The organism is Rhizobacter fulvus (assembly GCF_964020785.1).
The window spans coordinates 5,033,581-5,051,898 of record NZ_OZ224516.1 but is presented as its reverse complement, the minus strand read 5'-3'; the positions used below and the strand labels follow the sequence as shown (position 1 = coordinate 5,051,898).

At 62.3% G+C, this 18,318-nt stretch carries 19 protein-coding genes; 8 read left to right on the top strand and 11 right to left on the bottom strand.

Annotated elements, in window-relative coordinates; genetic code table 11:
• Positions 1 to 494 precede the first annotated feature (494 nt).
• Positions 495 to 1,583 carry a GNAT family N-acetyltransferase gene (locus ACWH49_RS23960; protein ID WP_448173713.1) on the top strand — a complete coding sequence of 363 codons (1,089 nt, stop codon included), beginning with the start codon at positions 495 to 497 and terminating at the stop codon, positions 1,581 to 1,583.
• Here the strand turns inward: ACWH49_RS23960 and ACWH49_RS23955 are convergent.
• The 4 genes from ACWH49_RS23955 to ACWH49_RS23940 form a co-directional block, all read right to left on the bottom strand.
• On the bottom strand, positions 1,567 to 2,715 hold the full coding sequence (locus tag ACWH49_RS23955) for a hypothetical protein (protein ID WP_448173712.1): 1,149 nt from the start codon (positions 2,713 to 2,715) through the stop codon (positions 1,567 to 1,569). The genes ACWH49_RS23960 and ACWH49_RS23955 overlap by 17 nt on opposite strands.
• Before the next feature lie 247 nt (positions 2,716 to 2,962).
• The gene (locus ACWH49_RS23950) at positions 2,963 to 3,580 is read right to left on the bottom strand and encodes a hypothetical protein (protein WP_448173711.1); all 618 of its coding nucleotides are present in this window, start codon (positions 3,578 to 3,580) and stop codon (positions 2,963 to 2,965) included.
• The gene (locus ACWH49_RS23945) at positions 3,570 to 5,891 is read right to left on the bottom strand and encodes a hypothetical protein (protein WP_448173710.1); all 2,322 of its coding nucleotides are present in this window, start codon (positions 5,889 to 5,891) and stop codon (positions 3,570 to 3,572) included. The genes ACWH49_RS23950 and ACWH49_RS23945 overlap by 11 nt, the downstream gene beginning before the upstream one ends.
• Positions 5,869 to 7,437: a hypothetical protein gene (locus ACWH49_RS23940; protein ID WP_448173709.1), complete on the bottom strand. Its 1,569-nt coding sequence runs from the start codon at positions 7,435 to 7,437 to the stop codon at positions 5,869 to 5,871. The genes ACWH49_RS23945 and ACWH49_RS23940 overlap by 23 nt, the downstream gene beginning before the upstream one ends.
• Between ACWH49_RS23940 and ACWH49_RS23935 the strand changes: the two genes are divergently transcribed.
• Positions 7,408 to 7,659 carry a hypothetical protein gene (locus ACWH49_RS23935; protein ID WP_448173708.1) on the top strand — a complete coding sequence of 84 codons (252 nt, stop codon included), beginning with the start codon at positions 7,408 to 7,410 and terminating at the stop codon, positions 7,657 to 7,659. The genes ACWH49_RS23940 and ACWH49_RS23935 overlap by 30 nt on opposite strands.
• An 88-nt stretch (positions 7,660 to 7,747) precedes the next feature.
• Here ACWH49_RS23935 and ACWH49_RS23930 read toward each other — a convergent pair whose 3' ends face one another.
• On the bottom strand, positions 7,748 to 8,209 hold the full coding sequence (locus ACWH49_RS23930; protein WP_448173707.1) for a peptidogalycan biosysnthesis protein: 462 nt from the start codon (positions 8,207 to 8,209) through the stop codon (positions 7,748 to 7,750).
• On the opposite strand from ACWH49_RS23930, the gene ACWH49_RS23925 reads away from it, so the two are divergent.
• On the top strand, positions 8,208 to 9,881 hold the full coding sequence (locus ACWH49_RS23925; protein WP_448173706.1) for an NAD+ synthase: 1,674 nt from the start codon (positions 8,208 to 8,210) through the stop codon (positions 9,879 to 9,881). The two genes, ACWH49_RS23930 and ACWH49_RS23925, sit on opposite strands and share 2 nt — an antisense overlap.
• 33 nt (positions 9,882 to 9,914) lie before the next feature.
• Complete coding sequence (locus ACWH49_RS23920; protein ID WP_056471155.1) at positions 9,915 to 10,253, top strand: P-II family nitrogen regulator; 339 nt, start codon at positions 9,915 to 9,917, stop codon at positions 10,251 to 10,253.
• A gap of 19 nt (positions 10,254 to 10,272) precedes the next feature.
• Here the strand turns inward: ACWH49_RS23920 and ACWH49_RS23915 are convergent, their stop codons facing one another.
• From ACWH49_RS23915 to ACWH49_RS23890, 6 genes are read right to left on the bottom strand one after another with little or no spacing between them, the layout of a single operon-like run.
• Positions 10,273 to 10,857, bottom strand: coding sequence for an LOG family protein (locus ACWH49_RS23915; RefSeq protein WP_448173705.1), 585 nt, complete (start codon positions 10,855 to 10,857; stop codon positions 10,273 to 10,275).
• A gap of 8 nt (positions 10,858 to 10,865) precedes the next feature.
• Positions 10,866 to 11,246, bottom strand: a complete 381-nt coding sequence (locus ACWH49_RS23910) for a diacylglycerol kinase (RefSeq protein ID WP_056470169.1) — start codon at positions 11,244 to 11,246, stop codon at positions 10,866 to 10,868.
• A 32-nt stretch (positions 11,247 to 11,278) separates the two neighbouring features.
• Positions 11,279 to 11,815, bottom strand: coding sequence for an RDD family protein (locus tag ACWH49_RS23905; protein ID WP_448173704.1), 537 nt, complete (start codon positions 11,813 to 11,815; stop codon positions 11,279 to 11,281).
• Complete coding sequence (locus tag ACWH49_RS23900) at positions 11,812 to 12,582, bottom strand: DUF3106 domain-containing protein (protein WP_448173703.1); 771 nt, start codon at positions 12,580 to 12,582, stop codon at positions 11,812 to 11,814. Before ACWH49_RS23900 ends, ACWH49_RS23905 begins: the two co-directional genes overlap by 4 nt.
• A 56-nt stretch (positions 12,583 to 12,638) precedes the next feature.
• Positions 12,639 to 13,094 carry a DUF3619 family protein gene (locus ACWH49_RS23895; protein WP_448173702.1) on the bottom strand — a complete coding sequence of 152 codons (456 nt, stop codon included), beginning with the start codon at positions 13,092 to 13,094 and terminating at the stop codon, positions 12,639 to 12,641.
• Positions 13,091 to 13,657 carry an RNA polymerase sigma factor gene (locus tag ACWH49_RS23890; RefSeq protein WP_448173701.1) on the bottom strand — a complete coding sequence of 189 codons (567 nt, stop codon included), beginning with the start codon at positions 13,655 to 13,657 and terminating at the stop codon, positions 13,091 to 13,093. Before ACWH49_RS23890 ends, ACWH49_RS23895 begins: the two co-directional genes overlap by 4 nt.
• 270 nt (positions 13,658 to 13,927) lie before the next feature.
• Here ACWH49_RS23890 and ACWH49_RS23885 point away from each other — a divergent pair, with 270 nt between their 5' ends.
• The 4 genes from ACWH49_RS23885 to pssA all read left to right on the top strand — a co-directional run bounded on the left by ACWH49_RS23885 (position 13,928) and on the right by pssA (position 18,294).
• Entirely contained in the window at positions 13,928 to 15,712 is a 1,785-nt protein-coding gene (locus tag ACWH49_RS23885) for an acetolactate synthase 3 catalytic subunit (RefSeq protein WP_448173700.1), read from the top strand.
• A 165-nt stretch (positions 15,713 to 15,877) separates the two neighbouring features.
• Complete coding sequence (gene ilvN / locus ACWH49_RS23880) at positions 15,878 to 16,369, top strand: acetolactate synthase small subunit (protein WP_056471147.1); 492 nt, start codon at positions 15,878 to 15,880, stop codon at positions 16,367 to 16,369.
• Positions 16,370 to 16,422: 53 nt separating this feature from the next.
• On the top strand, positions 16,423 to 17,439 hold the full coding sequence (ilvC, locus tag ACWH49_RS23875) for a ketol-acid reductoisomerase (protein ID WP_448173699.1): 1,017 nt from the start codon (positions 16,423 to 16,425) through the stop codon (positions 17,437 to 17,439).
• 21 nt (positions 17,440 to 17,460) lie between these two features.
• Positions 17,461 to 18,294 carry a CDP-diacylglycerol--serine O-phosphatidyltransferase gene (gene pssA, locus ACWH49_RS23870; RefSeq protein WP_448173698.1) on the top strand — a complete coding sequence of 278 codons (834 nt, stop codon included), beginning with the start codon at positions 17,461 to 17,463 and terminating at the stop codon, positions 18,292 to 18,294.
• The last annotated feature ends 24 nt before the right edge of the window (positions 18,295 to 18,318 follow it).

Here is an 18,318-nt window from a genome sequence, read left to right as displayed (position 1 = left end):
CCTTGTCGTCCGTCAACCAGACGCGTTCGAGAGATTCAGCTCCAGCGGGATGTGCATGTCGCTGCTTGCGCTACTGCCTCTTTAGTTCGCAGCCCCTGCGGTTCCAACATGCGAGTGGCAACCCCTTTTGGACTCCGACGCGCCCGAGCATCTCGGCCGTAAGGCGGAGGAAGGGTGACTGTCGAGTTGAAGCGACCGACCGATTTCGATACAGGGGTTCATCGGAGACAGCCTTGGAGCACTGGACGGAATTCAACGCGTGAGATGCGAGAGGACTTCTAGCAGAGCGTTTGTGGAGCTGCGCCCCACATGTCAACCTGAACATCTGCGCTGAGTTTCACCCGTCCAAGAGCCCACTTGAGGACGCTTACGTGCACCGCGGTGATTCGAAAGGCCCGGCTCCCACTTGACCCTCGTCGGGCCTGTAGAGTCGGGCGGGACGGAGGTCAACGAGGATGCAGGCAACAGTTCGAGTCGTAGATACGCTTTCAGACGTGAGCCGCGACGCGTGGCAAGCGCTGGCTGGACCCAACCCTTTCGTTGGCTATGATTTTTTGAAGCTTCTTGAGACCTCCGGCTGTGCCTCGCCGGCTACGGGCTGGACACCACAGTATTTGCTTGTGGAACGAGGGGGACGCTTGAATGGAGTCGCCGCGGTCTATATCAAGACGCACTCTCGAGGTGAGTTCGTTTTTGACCAGGGGTGGGCGCAGGCATTTGAGCGTCACGGACTGGAGTACTACCCAAAGCTCGTGGTGGCGGTTCCATTTACTCCCGTCCAGGGGCCCAGACTTCTTGCAGCCGATTTGGGCACAAAAAAGCTGCTTGCAAACGCTCTCGTTGCGCTGGTCCAGTCGTGCTCTGCGTCATCGGTACACGCACTGTTCGTCGAAGAGGAAGACAAGCAAGCGTTGGTAGAAGCCGGCTTCTTGATTAGGGAGGGAGTCCAGTTCCACTGGAGCAACGACGGCTACGCCACGCTGGATGATTTTCTAGTGCGGCTTACCCACGACAAGCGCAAGAAAATTCGTCAGGACAGCAAGTACGTCGCCGCAGCGGGAATTCAGTTTCGATGGCTCTCGCATGAGAACATCGCCCTTGAGCATTTGAAGTTTTTCTACGCGTGTTATTTGCATACGTACAGAGAGCATTGGTCAACGCCATACCTTTCGTTTGACTTCTTCTTGGAACTGCATCGCTCAAGGAGTGCTGACCTTGTTCTCATCCTTGCGATGAGGGATGAGTCGCCTGTTGCCTGCGCGCTAAACATTCTCGGCGGAAAAGTGTTGTACGGCCGCTATTGGGGCAGCACAGAGTTCGCTCGAGGACTTCACTTCGAGACGTGCTACTTGCAGTCCATCAAGTTCTGCATCGAACACGGGCTAGAGACATTCGAGGGCGGAGCACAGGGCGAACACAAGATGTCAAGAGGGCTGCTCCCAACTAAGACCTTCTCAGCTCATTGGGTGGCGGACGAGCGATTCGCTACAGCCATCGAGGATTTTCTTCGTCGCGAGACGCAAGCCGTCGACGAGTACGTCGAGGGCATGGATGAAAGTAGTCCGTTCAAGAGCGACTCGTAATGGTGCGCTTGGTGCGGGTCTTACCTTTCGTCTTCCTATCTGTGCCATTCACTTGAGCCTCTAGTTCAGCAATACGTTCGTCGCGCTCCTTCAATGTCATCCGAAGGCTGTCGTTAGCAATTTGTCTTTGGAGCAAGTGCTTCTGAAGCCTCTCCAATTGCGAAGAAGTCCTCAACTCCGTAATCGCTTGAGAATATGCGCGTTGGGACAGTACACTGCTGTGACCCAAAAACGGCTGCACCGCACGCTCTACGTCTTCCTGTGCCATTGACAGCCCCTGAGCGCGTCGAAACGAAATCTCGTCTCGCATCCGTTCCTTAGCGCTTCTGCGGCGCAGGCTGTGAGACCCCCGTCCTTTTGTGTTCCGGCCAGGTGCAATTGCCTTGAACGCGTCGGCGAGAAGTTCGATGGCGTAGTGGTCGGTGAGCGGAGTCCCTCGCGTGGACAGAAAGACCCGTCTCCCCGCGACTCGCTCGGTACAACCTAACTTCCGAAGATGCCCGGCTCTTTCCTCACTGATGAAGCGTGCAACTTCTCTTGCAAGCTCCCAGCGCACAGTAAAGCTGTCTGTGTAGCCACGCTTCTGAAACGGTGGCGCGACGGTGAAGGCATCGTTTTCCCGCTGCCTGTGCAGTTCCTCCTCTGAAAACTGCGAGACCTCGAGTGAATTTATGGAGGAGATGCGCCACGCAAGTTGCTCGCCCAAGCGCATCATGAGAATGTTTCGCAGTGCGGTGTGCGTCTCGCGATTCCGGCCCCAGAAGTAGTCTTCCAGCGCGTCAACATCCTTGTCGGTGGCCCAGTATTGGCGCGTGTCGCCGGCGCTCTTGTTTCCGATGCGCTCGAAGCACTTAGGGTAGAGCTGTCCCTCCTCGAGTCCGGCGCCCCGGGCCGCGCCTTCCAGCTTCAATGGAAGAGTCGAGCAAACGCGGCAGTCCGAAAAACCAATCGTCGTGGGGTCAAGGCGATACGCCCTCTGGCACTCGGAAAGGAACTTGTAAATCTCCTTCAGCTTGACGTTGACCGTCCGCCTCGCGGCGAGGTCGTCGTCGCGAGAAATGTGGCTGGCTTTGACTTGCTTAAAAGCATGCTTACGGTAGGCAACGATAGTATCGTCATCGACTTCACTCAAGTCCTTCTTGCGACTTGCTAGGAATTGAGCGAATGACTTCAAAGCATAGGTTGCCGCGTCCAGTTGAGACTTGATAGTCCTCGCGGGAGTCTCCTTCTCATGAAGGATGCTACTGAGCGTGTCGAGGTACTCGTTGAAAGGATACAGAAGCCTTCCACCGGAGTCTCTCAGCGAGGGAACACGCTCCTTCTCTAGGCGAACCCAATGTAGAGAAATCTCAGAATCGAAGTGCCTTTCCTGCGTCATATCAACTACGCCTCTTGAGCGGAGCAAGCTTGCTTATCGTCGCCGTCAGTTCCGCGGTTCTCGCTTCAAGTTTGGATATTTGCTGTCGCAACTCGTCCTCATTTCTCTGCCTCAGCGACTTCTCCTTACCCAATTCAATTCGGGCAGCGTCTGCTTCCCGTCGAAGTCGCACGACATCCTGTTCTTGCTGGTCCAGAATGCAGTTTGTTCGCCTAAGTTCGTCTTTCAAGTGTTCGATGACTGAACTCTTGTTCGCTCTCTCCACTTGGGATAGCGCCTTGTCTTTTACGACCTGCAACATCGACGCAATCGACGCCCTGATGGTGTCGTAGGCCGGTTGATTGAGGGTCGAGCGCGAGACCTTCGTTAGTTCTATTTCGGCATAGGTCTTTCCTTCGAAGAGCTTGGCACTGCCACCCCAGAATGCGAACGACTTGATGTCGACTGGAAACTGAATTAGAACCGGTTCGCCGTCAGTGTCGCGGACTACATCTCCTGAAGGCGTGATTTGCCAAGGTAAGCCGTAGCGCGCCCAACTAGCTAGCACCTTTAGTTTTAGGTCGACGGCCTCTCTAACTCGGTTCTTGCCACGCGCCGAGATGTGTTCCTTACCGGACATGGCACGACACCTTTGCGTTCCACCCTTCGAGCAGTTCGGCCAAGGCTCGTTGGTTGTCGGTAGCAATACGCGCTTCCAGCTCCATTACTTTGGCGAGTCCGGCGCTCGCTGATTGATAGCGAGGGCGGAGAAAGTCCGGAGTCGTCGCAGCGCACGCCAGCTCCCGTGCCGACTTCGCCTCCTTGGCTAGGTCATCAACGTGTGGGGATGATTTGAGAGAATGAATGCAACCAGCGCACCTTTCGTGGGACGCATTCTCGTGATGCAGACTTCCCTCTGCGTAGCACTTAGCTAGTCGAGCGGTAGCGCCAGGGCCTTCTGCCATGCATGAGGTGTGCTTCATAGGGTTGACGCGATAGCCATGCTTGTGAAGCAACTCCACAACCGTATGTACCTTTCGAATTGTGTTGGCGGATGAGAAGCTCGCATTCCTGCTCAATGCTTTGGTGAGGCGGTGAACAAGATAGGGAAACATGCCGCCAAATTTTTCGCCGCTATACATCGCCTGCACCTTGTCGAGAAGGTACTGAAATTGCGCGGGTTTCAGGGCGTCAAGAATCTCATTGAGGTCAACGTCGCTTCTGCCAAAAATTTCTGGGGCCGATGTCCCCGGCTGGCGCTCAACCTCGTCGCGCTGATATGGGATTGTTGAGCTCAGCCACAGGTGCCCCATCTGCTTGCTCAAGGCAACGATTTCGGCGCAATCGAACCGATTTACGTAAATCAAGCAGAAGGTGCGGCGAAACGGCCACTGCGTATCGTCGAACAGTGTCGGTTCGACGCCCGCCTCTCCGAGATACTCATGCAAGTAATTTCGGAACCCAAAGTCGTGTGACTCAATACCGAAATTGAGCCCAGCAAGGCTTTTCAGCACGAAAAGTTTGTCTCTCCTAGCCTCTTCCCTGGTCGCTGCCGTGGACTTTTCGGGTGTTCCAAGCGGTCTTAAGGTATTCGAAATGCGCTCTAGCAGGTCTACGACGTCGTGAACAATAACGTTGGCTGGAAAAGTGCGGTACTCTCGGTACCCCTTCTCACAATAGATTTCGAGTCTGAAGTCATTTAACGACCCTGCAACTGAGGTTAGACAGCCGAAGTGCATGCCGAAAGGCAAGCCTTGTCCAACCACCTCGTTCACTCGGCGACCATGATTAATGCCAATTAAACTCGCGCACGAGATGAAAGTCTTGTGCATCCATTTTAGTATTGAGTTTCCCTTGCCGAGATTGAAGTTGTCTGGTTCTATCCAGCTGTGATGCGGCGCCAGTTCTCTGACGTAGGCCTTGGTCGCTGCGTGGACTCTCCTTCTTGCCTCATCGTGGCTGTGTGCGTCAGGCTGGAAGTCCTCGCATAGCTGCCTTGCTCGTTCAAGTACGGAAAGCAATACTGGGCCTCGGTCATAAACCCATTCCAGAGAGTACTTGAAGAGCTTTACCGCATCCGAGAGTTGGAGGTTGTCTGTCTGACCTCTGTTGCTAGTCGGTCGGATGGTGACAGGGAAGGGGATGAACGAAAAGCCGTCGTGTTCCCCGTCACTCAAAGCCAATAGGTTGAGGGCTTCAGTCACGCTCTTTAGCGAAGCGCCGGGCTTCACTCCTGCGAAACTTCCATGTGCTGGGTTCGAGGGTTGGCCCGTCAGGAGTGCAATGCGGCGCCTGAAGGACCTTGGTACGCTGGCGCCGTCCAGCACGAGTCCCGTCATCTGCTGAAGCTGCGACAGATTGATGTGACCGCACGCGGTCTTGCTCGTTGACCGAAGGCGGGCTGCGATGGCAGGGTCTTTCCGCGCGGCCAGATACACACGCGCGAACGTCCTTCGATGATTCAGCACAGCCGACCACGTTGACCTCTGGAGGGTGGCGACAAGCGAAGCTACCGCCGAATGCGGTACTTGCCGCAGCTTGTAATAGCCCTCCTGGAGCATCCAGCTGAAAATCCGAAGGCAAGCGTTGGCTACGGTTGGCAGGTTGATGTCTAGCCGTCCGTCGTGGTGACTTTCAACGGTCCTGAGAAGCGCAGTTCGAAGCGGAGCGACTAAGTGAGGAAAGTTGTGAAGTCGAAGGACTTGTCCAGAATACACGCCGTTTCCGTTGCCGCCCGCCAGCAGGATTTCGGAGAAATCAAAAGTCTTAAGTCGTGAGGCGAGCGCCTGGGAATGCCGAACGTCGATAGTCAGCCGGTCTGACCGGTCTTCCAGGATGCGGTCGCGCCACGATTTCAGCGCTGCGGACCCCTTTTGCCTGTCTGACACAAGCGAAAGACGCGTTGCATTCTTGGACGCTATGAGTCCCTTATTCGCCTGTGTGTGTCTCATGAATTGCTTCCTCAAACGCCCGTAGCAAACCTTTGTGTGGGCTCGCAAGAATGAGTTGACGCAAGGCCTCGCAGACCACCGCTCTGGGCAAATGATGCTTTACGAACGCAGTCGGATTCGCGTGCGCGAGGTCTCTCAGGTTCCGCTTGTAGAAATTGTGTTGAAAGGCGGTATGGTGAATCTCGTCAATCCCAATGGTCAGGGAGGTGGTTCCCGTAGACGAAATCCAGTCGTCTACTGCTGACGACCTCGGTTGCGGCGCCATTCCCGTTAAAGGGAAGAGGAGTCGCTTGCTGACGTGTTCCTTGAGCTCGTGCTCCTCGACCTTCGCCTCTCGTCCGACGACCCAGAGAATGGTTGCGCCGAGCATCTTCATGAACTTGTTGATGTTCGACTCATGCATCCAGGAGATGATGGTCTCTTCCAAGTACTGCGCGGTAACGTCTATGCTGCCGTGGCCGGCTAAGGCAGCCGTGGAGAATACGTCTCCTGACGGCGATGTGTAGTGGATTTGAAGGGCTAGGTTTCTTAAGGAGCGAAGCTGGAAGGACCAAAGTGAATTGTCCCGACGAAGTTTGCTGTGGACTTGGCTTTCAATGAGGAGTTTGAATTGATTAGAGCCGCCCTTGAGTCGAAGGCGAAGGACGCGAAACAATGGGGTCCGCTCAGGGATTTGTGGGTCAGTTGGAGATTCAGCGCTGGCGTTGAGAAGGACTTTGAGCGCTTTCACCGCCAAGGGGCTCACCACGGTGAAACCATTGTCATCCCCCAGTTCCGGAACTGAGCTGAACACGTCGCGAGTCTGTATCTGGTCCGTCTTAAGCTTGACCCCGCGAAGCCGGTAGCCCTGACTTAGCGGCTCTATGTCTCTGAATTTTGTGCCCTTCAAGGTCTGCTTGTTCAGCCCCGTCTCTGCCATGAGGCTTACCAAGCAAATGAAGGCAACTTTTCGCGTTGGGCAGATGTGCGACAACAAAACCTCCCTCCTGGCTTCAAAGTCTTCGCCAAGCGCCAGAGAGTTCGGTAGCGGTACATCGCTCAGCCAAACGGTCCTCGAATTTCGCCACTTCTTATGTCGCAATCTGGAACTCGATGCGATGTCCTCGTATGGCTTGGCGACCGCGAGAGAACCCGTGATTCCCCAGAGAAAAAGCGCGACCTGGAGTTTGGCTTGTTGACCGAGGCCGAGGAACGGCTTGCGCTCTGGTGCGAAGCCGGCGAGCAGACGCCGCCGCATTGGGGCGGGGAGGCCGTCTAGGCCAGATTCCTGTGCAAGGCGTAGCTGCGCGACCACCTGCTCGTGCGATTCGAGCACTTCAAGACACAGTTGAAGAATGGGTGCCTTTCGCTCAACCAGCTTCGCGTTGGTGTTTGCCTTCAGTGACTGAAGCGTGTCGAATTCGATAGACCGAAGGGGTGCCGTCGCTTCCTCTGTTTCACCAACGCGCGTATGGTGGCGTCCCCGATTGCGCAGGGGCGCCTGAAAGCGGGTTTTGAATCCGCAGGACTTCACGCCATGGCCGTCGCCAAGCGGCAGGGGAAACAACTGGAAGATGTATCTAGCGCTAAGCGAAGTTGTGTATCGAGTGCTGCCCTCGTACTCAGCGGCGACAACGTCTTCAATAAGCGTGAACAGTCGCTTAATCCTGCGCTGGTCGAGGATTTGCGGCGAGGCATTAAGCAATGCCAGCGCTTCTGGATTCCTGACAAGTCGCCCCAAGACGTGCCCGAACCTTCGCAGTTGCTGATGGGGAAGCGGGGAGGGTGACGACTCCAAGACTGACCAGAGCAGACCCTTAGGCTTAACGCCTAGGGTCCTGAGCGGCACTTCGAGCGAGTGGTGGACGCGCTCGCCGTTAGGGTTTGCCCATGTGCGCAGGGTCACACCTGAACTTGTCCAGATGTGGCTTGACGATGAATTCGGTGCCAAGGAGCCCATGATGACCTGGGGAAGCTGCCAATCTCAATGCTATATGTACACGGTGTAGAAGCCTACATAAGTTGTCGTACTCGCCGTACGAGTGTTCCTTGAGGTAGAGCGGGCAGGCGGCGATCAGCGCCGTGCCATCGAACACCGCGAGGAACTGCGGCAGCCAGCCGGTCCGCGCCACGGCGCTCTCCGACCGGTGCAGCGCCAGCAGGTACTCGTGGCGCATGAACGGCGTGGCGCTGGCCTGGGCGGCGACCAGTTCGTTCCACGCCGCCGCATCGATCTGGCCCGGGTCGTCGAAAACCCGAATGACATAATCGTTCGAGCCTTCCGGGCCGTCCGAATCGGCCTCCGTCTTTCGCTTGCGCGCGTCCGCAGTACCCACCATGTCAGAACAATCCTCGGTCAAAGTGGCGCTGGCGCAGATCAATGCCACGGTCGGCGATCTGGCCGGCAACAGCGCGCGCATCGTCGACGCCGCGCGCCGCGCCTTCTCGCAAGGCGCCCGGCTGGTGCTGACCCCCGAACTCGGCCTGTGCGGCTACCCGCCCGAAGACCTGCTGCTGCGCCCCGCATTCATGCAGGCCTGCGCCGATGCGCTGGCCGACTGCGCGCGAGCGCTGGCCGATTTGCCGGGCTTGTTCGTGGTGGTGGGGCATCCGCATCAGTTCGGTGATCGGGGTGATGTTAGGTCGAACTCGGTTTCGGTGCCGCAGCGCTACAACGCGGCCTCGGTGCTGAGCGAAGGTCGGGTGCTGGCCACCTATTGCAAGCGCGAACTGCCGAACTACCAGGTGTTCGACGAGCGGCGGTACTTCGCGTCGGGCCGCGATGCGGGGCAGGGGGCCGTCGTGATCGAGGTGCAGGGCCTGAAGTTCGGTCTGAACATCTGCGAAGACGCCTGGTTCGACGAGCCGGGCACGCTCGCGAAGGCCGCTGGCGCGGACGTGCTGTGCGTGCTGAACGCCTCGCCGTTCCACCTCGGCAAGCTGGCCGAGCGCGAGGAACGGATGGCGCAGACCGCACGCGCACTGCGCATGCCGCTGCTCTATGCCCATCTGGCTGGCGCGCAGGACGAGGTCGTGTTCGACGGCGCCTCGTTCGCGCTGGACGCCGAAGGTGCGGTGACCGCGCGCGCCGCGATGTTCGAGGAGGCGCTGACGCTGCTCGACGTGTCCGCCGTGACGGCGACCGGCGAGGTGGCGCTCACGCCGTCTATCGAGGCGCAGGCCTGGGCGGCGCTGGTCGTCGGCGTGCGCGATTACGTCGACAAGAACGGATTTCCCGGCGTGATCATCGGCTTGTCCGGCGGCATCGACTCGGCGCTGGTGCTGGCGATCGCCGTCGACGCCCTGGGCGCCGACCGCGTGCGCACGGTGATGATGCCGTCCCCCTACACGGCGGACATCTCGTGGATCGACGCCCGCGACATGGCGCAGCGCCTGGGCGTGCGCTACGACGAGATCTCGATCGTGCCGATGTTCGAAGATTTCAAGCGCAGCCTGGCCACCGAGTTCGCGGGCCGCGCCGAGGACGCGACCGAGGAGAACATCCAGGCGCGCATCCGCGGCACGCTGCTGATGGCCCTGTCGAACAAGTTCGGGTCCATCGTGCTGACCACCGGCAACAAGAGCGAGATGGCGACCGGCTACTGCACCCTGTATGGCGACATGGCCGGCGGCTTCGCGGTGATCAAGGACGTCGCCAAGACGCTCGTCTACCGCCTGGCGGCGTGGAAGAACGCGCAAGGGCGCGAGATCATCCCCGAACGCATCATCACGCGCCCGCCCTCGGCCGAACTGCGCCCCGACCAGAAGGATCAGGACAGCCTGCCGCCCTACGAGGTGCTGGACGCGATCCTGTCGCGCTACATGGAATTCGATCAGGGCATCGACGAGATCGTCGCGGCCGGCTTCGCGGCGGCCGACGTGGAGCGGGTCACCAAGCTCATCAAGATCAACGAATACAAGCGGCGGCAATCGCCGGTCGGCATCCGCATCACGCACCGGGCGTTCGGGCGCGACTGGCGCTACCCGATCACCTCGAAGTTCCGCGCTTAAACTAGTCTCGTCAAACCCTTGCAGGAGCTCGTCATGAAACAGATCACCGCGATCGTCAAACCGTTCAAGCTCGAGGAAGTGCGCGAGGCGCTCGGTCAGGTGGGGGTGACGGGCCTGACCGTGACCGAGGTCAAGGGCTTCGGGCGCCAGAAGGGCCACACGGAGCTGTACCGCGGCGCCGAGTACGTGGTTGACTTCCTGCCGAAGGTGAAGCTCGAGGTCGTCGTCAAGGATGCGGACGTCGACCGTTGCATCGAGGCGATCGTCAAGGCCGCCAAGACCGGCAAGATCGGCGACGGCAAGATCTTCGTCACCGCCATCGAGCAGGTGATCCGGATCCGCACCGGCGAGACCAACGACGAAGCGGTCTGACGGCCGCCTTGCGCGCGCGTCAGATCTGGCGGTAGTTGTCCGGCGCCGTGGCAAGCGGCGCCAGCGCGCCGAGCCGCTCGACCAAGGCCACCGGGTCGCTGTCGACCTGCAGCAGCGCGTTCTGTTCGGCCGCCATGAAGCCCTGCGCTTCGCTGTGGCGCAGGAAGCCGAGCATCGCGTCGTAGTAGCCCGCGGCGTTCAACAGGCCGATCGGCTTGTCGTGGTAGCCGAGCTGGCGCCACGTCCACACTTCGAACAGCTCCTCGAACGTGCCGATGCCGCCCGGCAGCGCGAGGAACGCGTCACTGCGTTCGGCCATCAGTGTCTTGCGCTGGTGCATCGTGTCGACGACATGCAGTTCGGTCAGGCCGATGTGGCCGAGTTCGCGGTCCATCAGCGATGTCGGGATCACGCCGACGACCGTGGCGCCGGCAGCCAGCGCCGCATCGGCCACCACGCCCATCAGACCGGCGCGGCCTCCGCCATAGACCAGTTGCCAGCCGCGCCGGCCGATCTCGCGGCCGACCGAGCGTGCTGCCTCGGCATGGACGGGCGACACGCCAGGTCGCGAGCCGCAGTAGATGCACAACGAGATGGGTTTCATCGGCCCGATCATCCCGCGAATCGCTGCCACAGCGCGGCGGCCCAGGTGCCCGAGCACAGCAGCAGCGACAGGAAGACGGCGGCGCTGCCGATGTCCTTCGCGCGCTTCGACAGGTCGTGGATCTCGAACGAGATGCGGTCGATCGCCGCCTCGACCGCCGAGTTGAGCAACTCGACGATCAGCACCAGCATCACCGAGCCGGCCAGCAGCACCACCTCGACCCAGCTGCGGCCGAGCCAGAACGCGATCGGCAACAGCAGCACCGCGAGCCAGAACTCCTGGCGGAAGGCGCTCTCGCCGCGGTACGCGCTTTGCAGGCCGGCGACCGAATAGCCGGTGGCGCGGATGACCCGGTCGAGCCCGGTGCGCCCCTTGTGCGGATTGGTCATGGGGCCGGATTGTGCCTCGGGCAGAGGCCTGCTCAGGTCTTCGGGATGGGGGTCGGGCGCGCGTCGATCAGGCGCGTGCCGCAGAGCGCGTCGTGCCAGAACTGGCGCTGCGGGTGCAGCAGTGCCAGCAGTGCATAGCCGATGACGCCGATGGCCACGGCCGCCAAACCCTGCCAGCGCGTCCAGTGGTTCAGTGCCGCGACCGCCGCGGCCGGCGCGAACCAGGCGCAGCTCGCGACGAAGCGCGCCAGGGCGCGTGCCTGGCTCAGCGGCCTGCCGTCCGCGGTGACGACGCGGATGTGCCAGGTCTGCATCGGCAGGGTCTGGCCGCGCGCGGACCAGAACCAGCTGAAATAGACCGCGTAGATCAGCAGCGTGATCGCCCGCAACGCGGTGTCGCTCTGCAGCGGATGCTGGTGGCCGGTCAGCGCGACGAACAGGGCGCCGAGCGCGCCCGGGATCAGACCGATTCCGAACAGCAGCAGACCCTCGTAGACGAACGACGCCATGCGCCGCTTCAGGCTCGGCGTCTGGAAAACGCCGCCTGGAGCCCCGGTCGCCGCGGTCATTGCCGCGGCGTGGGTTCGGGTGCCGGCGTGGTGGCCGAGCGCGTGGCCGCGCCTTGCGGGCCGCGTTGCGGCAGCAGCGTCGCCTTGTTGACGAACTCAGGCGTGGCCGCGATCTTTGGAAGGCCGGTCTGCTGGTGGCCGGGTGGCGCAGGCCGCCGGTTGATCAACGTGGTCGTTGCGCCCGGGCGGGCCTGAACGACAGTCGGCGCCACGGCGCGAGGCGCAGCGACCAGCGCCGGGTTCGGCACGATGTTGGACTTGGCTTGCGGTGCGGCGTCGCGAACCGAGCGCACCGCCGTGGGCGATGCGTTCTTGCGCGCGGCCTCGGTCGGCGGCGCGGCGCGCTCGGCCAACTGCCGCTTCTGCTCGGGAGACAGCGCCTGATAGGCGTCCCAGCGCGCCCTGCGGTCCTGCGCCGGAAGCTGCTTGGCCTCCTGGAAATGCATCCGCGCTTCGGTGCGCTCCTTCGGCGTCAGCTTGGCCCAGGCCGTCATCCGCTCCTGCACACGCGCCTGCTCTTGCGGGTTCAGCTTGGGAAAGCGAGCCGCGAGTTCCTGCCACTTGCGCTTGCTGCGCACGTCGATCGTCGACCATTCGCGTTCCAGCGGCTTGAGTGCCTGCTGCTGCGCCGGTTGCAGTTCGGTCCACCGGGCGCCCTGCTCGCCCGCGGGGGGAGCCTTGACGGCTGCAGCCGGGGGCTGGGCACGTGCCTGCGACGTCTGCACCAGGCAGCCGACCGCGATCATCGTCAGGGTGAGGGCCGTCACGGCCCAACGCGGACCCGGTGTGGAGACGCGCGTGGTTCGGGTCATGGGAGCCCCGGTCACTCGCCCGGCGTCTTCAGGAATTCGGCGAAACCGGCGTCGCTGTAGGCGCGCGGCGGCAGGTCGTCGGCCAGCAGCGCGGCATCGACCTCGGCGGCGGTCGCGATCTGGGCGTTGTCCTGCAGGCGCTGGATCATGAACAGACCCGCCGCCAGCGCGAACACCGGCAGCACCGACGCGAACTTCAGCCACCAGCCCGATCCGGCCATGCCCAGGATGGCGGCGCCGCCGCGGCTCACACCGACCGCCGGGGTCGTCGCGGCGGCGCGGGTGGCACGGGCGCGCTCGAGCGCCTTCTCGCGTGCGAAGCGCAGGCGCTCGGTCAGGTCGGGGCCGATCTCGGCGGTGCGCTCGCTCAGCCCAGCGGCCACGCGCAGCGCGAAGCGCGTCTGCAGCGCGTCGACGGCGGCCTGAGGCGGCAAGCGGGAATCGGTGCGGAAGTCGTACTGGTTCATAGCGTTATTCCCTTTGTCCTGAGGGCCGTCGACAGGGCATGCACGGCGCGCGAGCAGTGCGTCTTGACGCTTCCCTCCGAGCAGCCCATCGCAGCGGCCGTCTCGGCGACATCGAGTTCCTCCCAGTAACGCAACAGGAAGGCTTCCCGTTGACGCCCGGGCAACCGCGCCACCTCGGCCTCGATGGCAAGCAGGATCTGCGCCCGTGATGCGGTATCGGCCGTGCTCTCGGACGCCAGCGAACCGCCCAGGGCCTCGAGCGTCTCGAGGATGTCGAAGTCGCCGTCGCTGCCGGCCGATTCGAAGTCCGAGAAGTTGCGCACCACCGCGTTGCGCACCTTCTGGCGGCGGAACCAGTCCATCGTCGCGTTCGACAGGATGCGCTGGAACAGCAACGGCAGTTCCGCGGCGGGCCGGTCGGCGTACTTCTCGGACAGGCGGATCATCGTGTCCTGCACGATGTCGAGCGCGGCGTCTTCGTCGCGGACCGCGTACAGCGCGCGCTTGAAGGCGCGCTTGTCGACGCTCTTCAGGAAGTCGGAAAGTTCTTTGTTGGATGCCAAGAGCGTCGGATACCGTCTGGCGCCAGGTGGAGGAAGACCCCGCAGGCAAGGCGGCGATTATCTCATTGCCCGCGTCGGGCCCGGCGATCCTTGCGGCGGCGCAGCAAAGCGGTGACATAATGCCGGGTTGCACGACAGTTCTGGTCGACACGCTGGCCGCTCAACCGGAGCGCCGACATCGTCGACCCTCAGGCACCACACCCGTCTCACGAGGATGAGGAGAGGTGCACCGATGGTTTTTCGTCAGAGAAATTCGCAAAGGTTTCCGCCATGGACATCTCCCCCACCGAAATGAAGCGGGCCGCGTCGGCGCAGCCGCTCCCCTCCAGCGCCACGCCGGCGTCCGAGCCCAACGGCTCCGAAATCCTCGTCAAGTGCCTCCAGGCCGAGAACGTCAAGTTCCTCTGGGGCTACCCGGGCGGCGCGGTCCTGTACATCTACGACGCGCTGTACAAGCAGGAGACGATCGAACACGTGCTCGTGCGCCACGAGCAGGCCGCCGTCCACGCAGCTGACGGATACGCCCGCGCGACGGGCGACGTCGGCGTTGCGCTGGTCACGTCAGGACCTGGCGTCACGAACGCGATCACCGGCATCGCGACGGCCTACATGGACTCGATCCCGATGGTGATCATCACCGGGCAGGTGCCGACGCCGGCGATCGGCCTGGACGCCTTCCAGGAGTGCGACACCGTCGGCATCACCCGCCCGGTCGTCAAGCACAACTTCCTCGTCAAGGACGTGCGCGACCTGGCGCTGACGATGAAGAAGGCCTTCCACATCGCGCGCACCGGCCGGCCCGGTCCGGTGGTCGTCGACATCCCGAAGGATGTGTCGATGGCCAAGACGCCGTTCTACTACCCCGAGCGGGTCGAGATGCGCTCGTACAACCCGGTGCGCAAGGGCCACGGCGGGCAGATCCGCAAGGCCGTGCAGTTGCTGCTCGCCGCGAAGCGCCCCTACGTCTACACCGGCGGCGGCGTGGTGCTGGGCAATGCGTCGGCCGAGTTGCGCGAGCTGGCCGACCTGCTCGGCTACCCGGTCACGAACACGCTGATGGGACTGGGCGCGATGCCCGCGAGCGACCCGAAGTTCCTCGGCATGCTCGGCATGCACGGCACTTACGAAGCCAACATGACGATGCAGAACTGCGACGTCCTGCTGGCGGTGGGCGCGCGCTTCGACGACCGGGTGATCGGCAACCCGAAGCACTTCGCCTCGGTGGAGCGGAAGATCATCCACGTCGACATCGATCCGTCGTCGATCAGCAAGCGCGTGCGCGTCGACATCCCGATCGTCGGCGACGTGAAGGACGTGCTGCAGGAACTGATCGCGCAGATCCGCGACGCACAGTCCAAGCCCGACGTGCCCTCGATCTCCGCCTGGTGGAAGCAGATCAACGAGTGGCGGAAGAAGGACTGCCTGTCCTTCAAGAACAGCACCGAAGTGATCAAGCCGCAGCACGTCGTGCAGACCCTCTGGGACCTGACGAAGGACAGCGACGCCTACATCACCTCCGACGTCGGCCAGCACCAGATGTGGGCCGCGCAGTACTACCGCTTCGACGAGCCGCGCCGCTGGATCAATTCTGGTGGCCTGGGCACGATGGGCGTGGGCCTGCCGTACGCGATGGGCATCAAGCTCGCCAAGCCCGATGCCGACGTGTTCTGCATCACCGGCGAAGGCTCGATCCAGATGTGCATCCAGGAGCTGTCGACCTGCCTGCAGTACAAGACGCCGGTCAAGATCATCTCGCTGAACAACCGCTACCTGGGCATGGTGCGGCAGTGGCAGCAGCTCGACTACGGCGGCCGCTACTCGCACAGCTACATGGACGCACTGCCCGACTTCGTCAAGCTGGCCGAGGCTTACGGCCACGTCGGGCTGAAGATCGAGAAGCCGTCGGACGTTGAAGGCGCGCTGCGCGAGGCGATCCGCCTGAAGGACCGCACCGTGTTCCTCGACATCCGCACCGACCCGACCGAGAACGTCTGGCCGATGGTGCAGGCGGGCAAGGGCATCTCCGAAATGCTGTTGGGCTCCGAAGACCTGTGACGCGCTGAACGCCGCGGCGGGGCAGGGCGTTACCGCGCCTTGTCCGGGACTGCGGCGAGAGGCGCCGATCCCCTTCGGCGAATTCACTCTCCTTTGAACGAAAGCAGCGTGGCCAAGGGCCGGGCGGTTACCGCCCCCGGTCCAACGAGCGCGCTGGACATCGATATGAAACACATCATTGCCCTCTTGCTCGAGAACGAGCCGGGCGCACTCTCGCGCGTCGTCGCGCTGTTCTCGGCGCGTGGCTACAACATCGAGAGCCTGACGGTCGCGACGACCGAAGACGCCTCGCTCTCCCGCATGACCATCGTCACCGCCGGCTCCGACGAGGTCATCGAGCAGATCACCAAGCACCTGAATCGGTTGATCGAAGTGGTCAAGGTCGTCGACCTGACCGAAGGCGCGTTCACCGAACGCGAGCTGATGCTGATCAAGGTGCGCGCGGTCGGCAAGGAGCGCGAGGAGATGAAGCGCATGGCCGACATCTTCCGCGGCCGCATCATCGACGTGACCGACAAGAGCTACACGATCGAACTCACCGGCGACACCGGCAAGCTCGACGCCTTCCTGGAGGCGATCGACCGCGCCGCCATTCTCGAAACCGTGCGCACCGGCACCAGCGGGATCGGTCGCGGCGAGCGCATCCTGCGCGTCTGATTCTTCAGGCCATCCACCATCCCGCATCCACTGAATCCACAGGAGAGATAGACATGAAGGTTTACTACGACAAAGACGCCGACCTGAGCCTGGTCAAGGGCAAGAACGTCACGATCATCGGCTACGGTTCGCAGGGCCACGCCCACGCGCAGAACCTGAACGACAGCGGCGTCAAGGTCACGGTCGGCGTGCGCAAGGGCGGCCCGTCGTGGTCGAAGGCCGAGAAGGCCGGCCTGAAGGTCGCCGAGGTCGCCGACGCGGTCAAGCAGGCCGACGTGGTGATGATGCTGCTGCCGGACGAGCAGATCGCCGCCGTCTACAAGAACGATGTCGAGCCCAACATGAAGCAGGGCGCCTCGCTCGCGTTCGCGCACGGCTTCAACGTGCACTACGGCCAGGTCGTTCCGCGCGCCGACCTCGATGTCTGGATGGTCGCGCCCAAGGCCCCGGGCCACACCGTGCGTTCGACCTACACGCAAGGCGGCGGCGTGCCGCACCTGATCGCTGTGCATGCCGACAAGACCGGCAAGGCCCGCGATCTCGCACTGAGCTACGCGGCGGCCAACGGTGGCGGCAAGGCCGGCGTGATCGAGACCAACTTCCGCGAAGAAACCGAGACCGACCTGTTCGGCGAGCAGGCCGTGCTGTGTGGCGGCGCGGTCGAACTGATCAAGGCGGGCTTCGAGACCCTGACCGAAGCCGGCTACGCGCCGGAGATGGCCTACTTCGAGTGCCTTCACGAGCTGAAGCTGATCGTCGACCTGATCTATGAAGGCGGCATCGCCAACATGAACTACTCGATCTCGAACAACGCCGAGTATGGCGAGTACGTGACCGGGCCGAAGATCGTCACCGACGCGACCAAGCTGGCGATGAAGCAGGTGCTCAAGGACATCCAGACCGGCGAATACGCGAAGAGCTTCATCGTCGAGAACCGCGCCGGCGCGCCCACGTTGATGAGCCGCCGCCGCATCACGGCCGAACACCCGATCGAAGTGGTCGGCGAGCAGCTGCGCGCGATGATGCCGTGGATCAAGAAGAATCGCCTGGTCGACCAGTCGAAGAACTGATCGCAAGGTATCCTCGCGCCGATGAACGACGCATCCCCTTTGCCTGACGAGGACAACTCGCCTGCGGCCGAAACCACCCGGCCGCGGCGCAAGGGCCTGTACATGCTGCCGAACGCGATCACGCTGGCGGCGCTGTTCTCCGGCTTCTACGCGATCGTGATGGCGATCAACGGTCGTTTCGAGTTGTCCTGCATCGCGGTGTTCTGCGCCGCGGTACTCGACAGCCTCGATGGCCGCGTCGCCCGCATGACGAACTCGCAGAGCGCGTTCGGCGAACAGATGGACAGCCTGTCCGACATGGTCAGCTTCGGCGCCGCGCCGGCGCTCATCGTCTACATCTGGGGCCTGAAGGACCTGGGCAAGGCGGGCTGGATCCCGGCGTTCGTCTACATCGCGGGGGCGGCGCTGCGGCTGGCGCGTTTCAACGTCAACATCGGCGTGGTCGACAAGCGCTTCTTCCAGGGCTTGCCGAGCCCGGCGGCGGCGGCGATCGTGATCGGCCTGGTGTGGGTGGTCGACGACGCCGGGTTCAAGGGCGTCTCGCAGATCCCGGCGCTTGCCTACACCGCGTTCGCGCTCACGTTGTTCGCCGGCCTGTCGATGGTGACCAACGCGCCGTTCTACAGCTTCAAGGTCGTGGGTTCGCGGCGCACGGTGCCCTTCATCGTGATCGTCGCGATCGCCATCGCCATCGCGCTGGTCGCGCTCGACCCGCCGAAGGTGCTGTTCGCGATCTTCTGCGCCTACGGACTGTCGGGCTACGCGATCTATGCGTGGCGGCGGATGAAGGGCAAGCGCGCGAGCGTGATCGCCACGTCCACCGACGATCCGGACGAGCAAGGGTTGCATCGCTGAACGCGGCGCGCCGTCCCGTGCTAC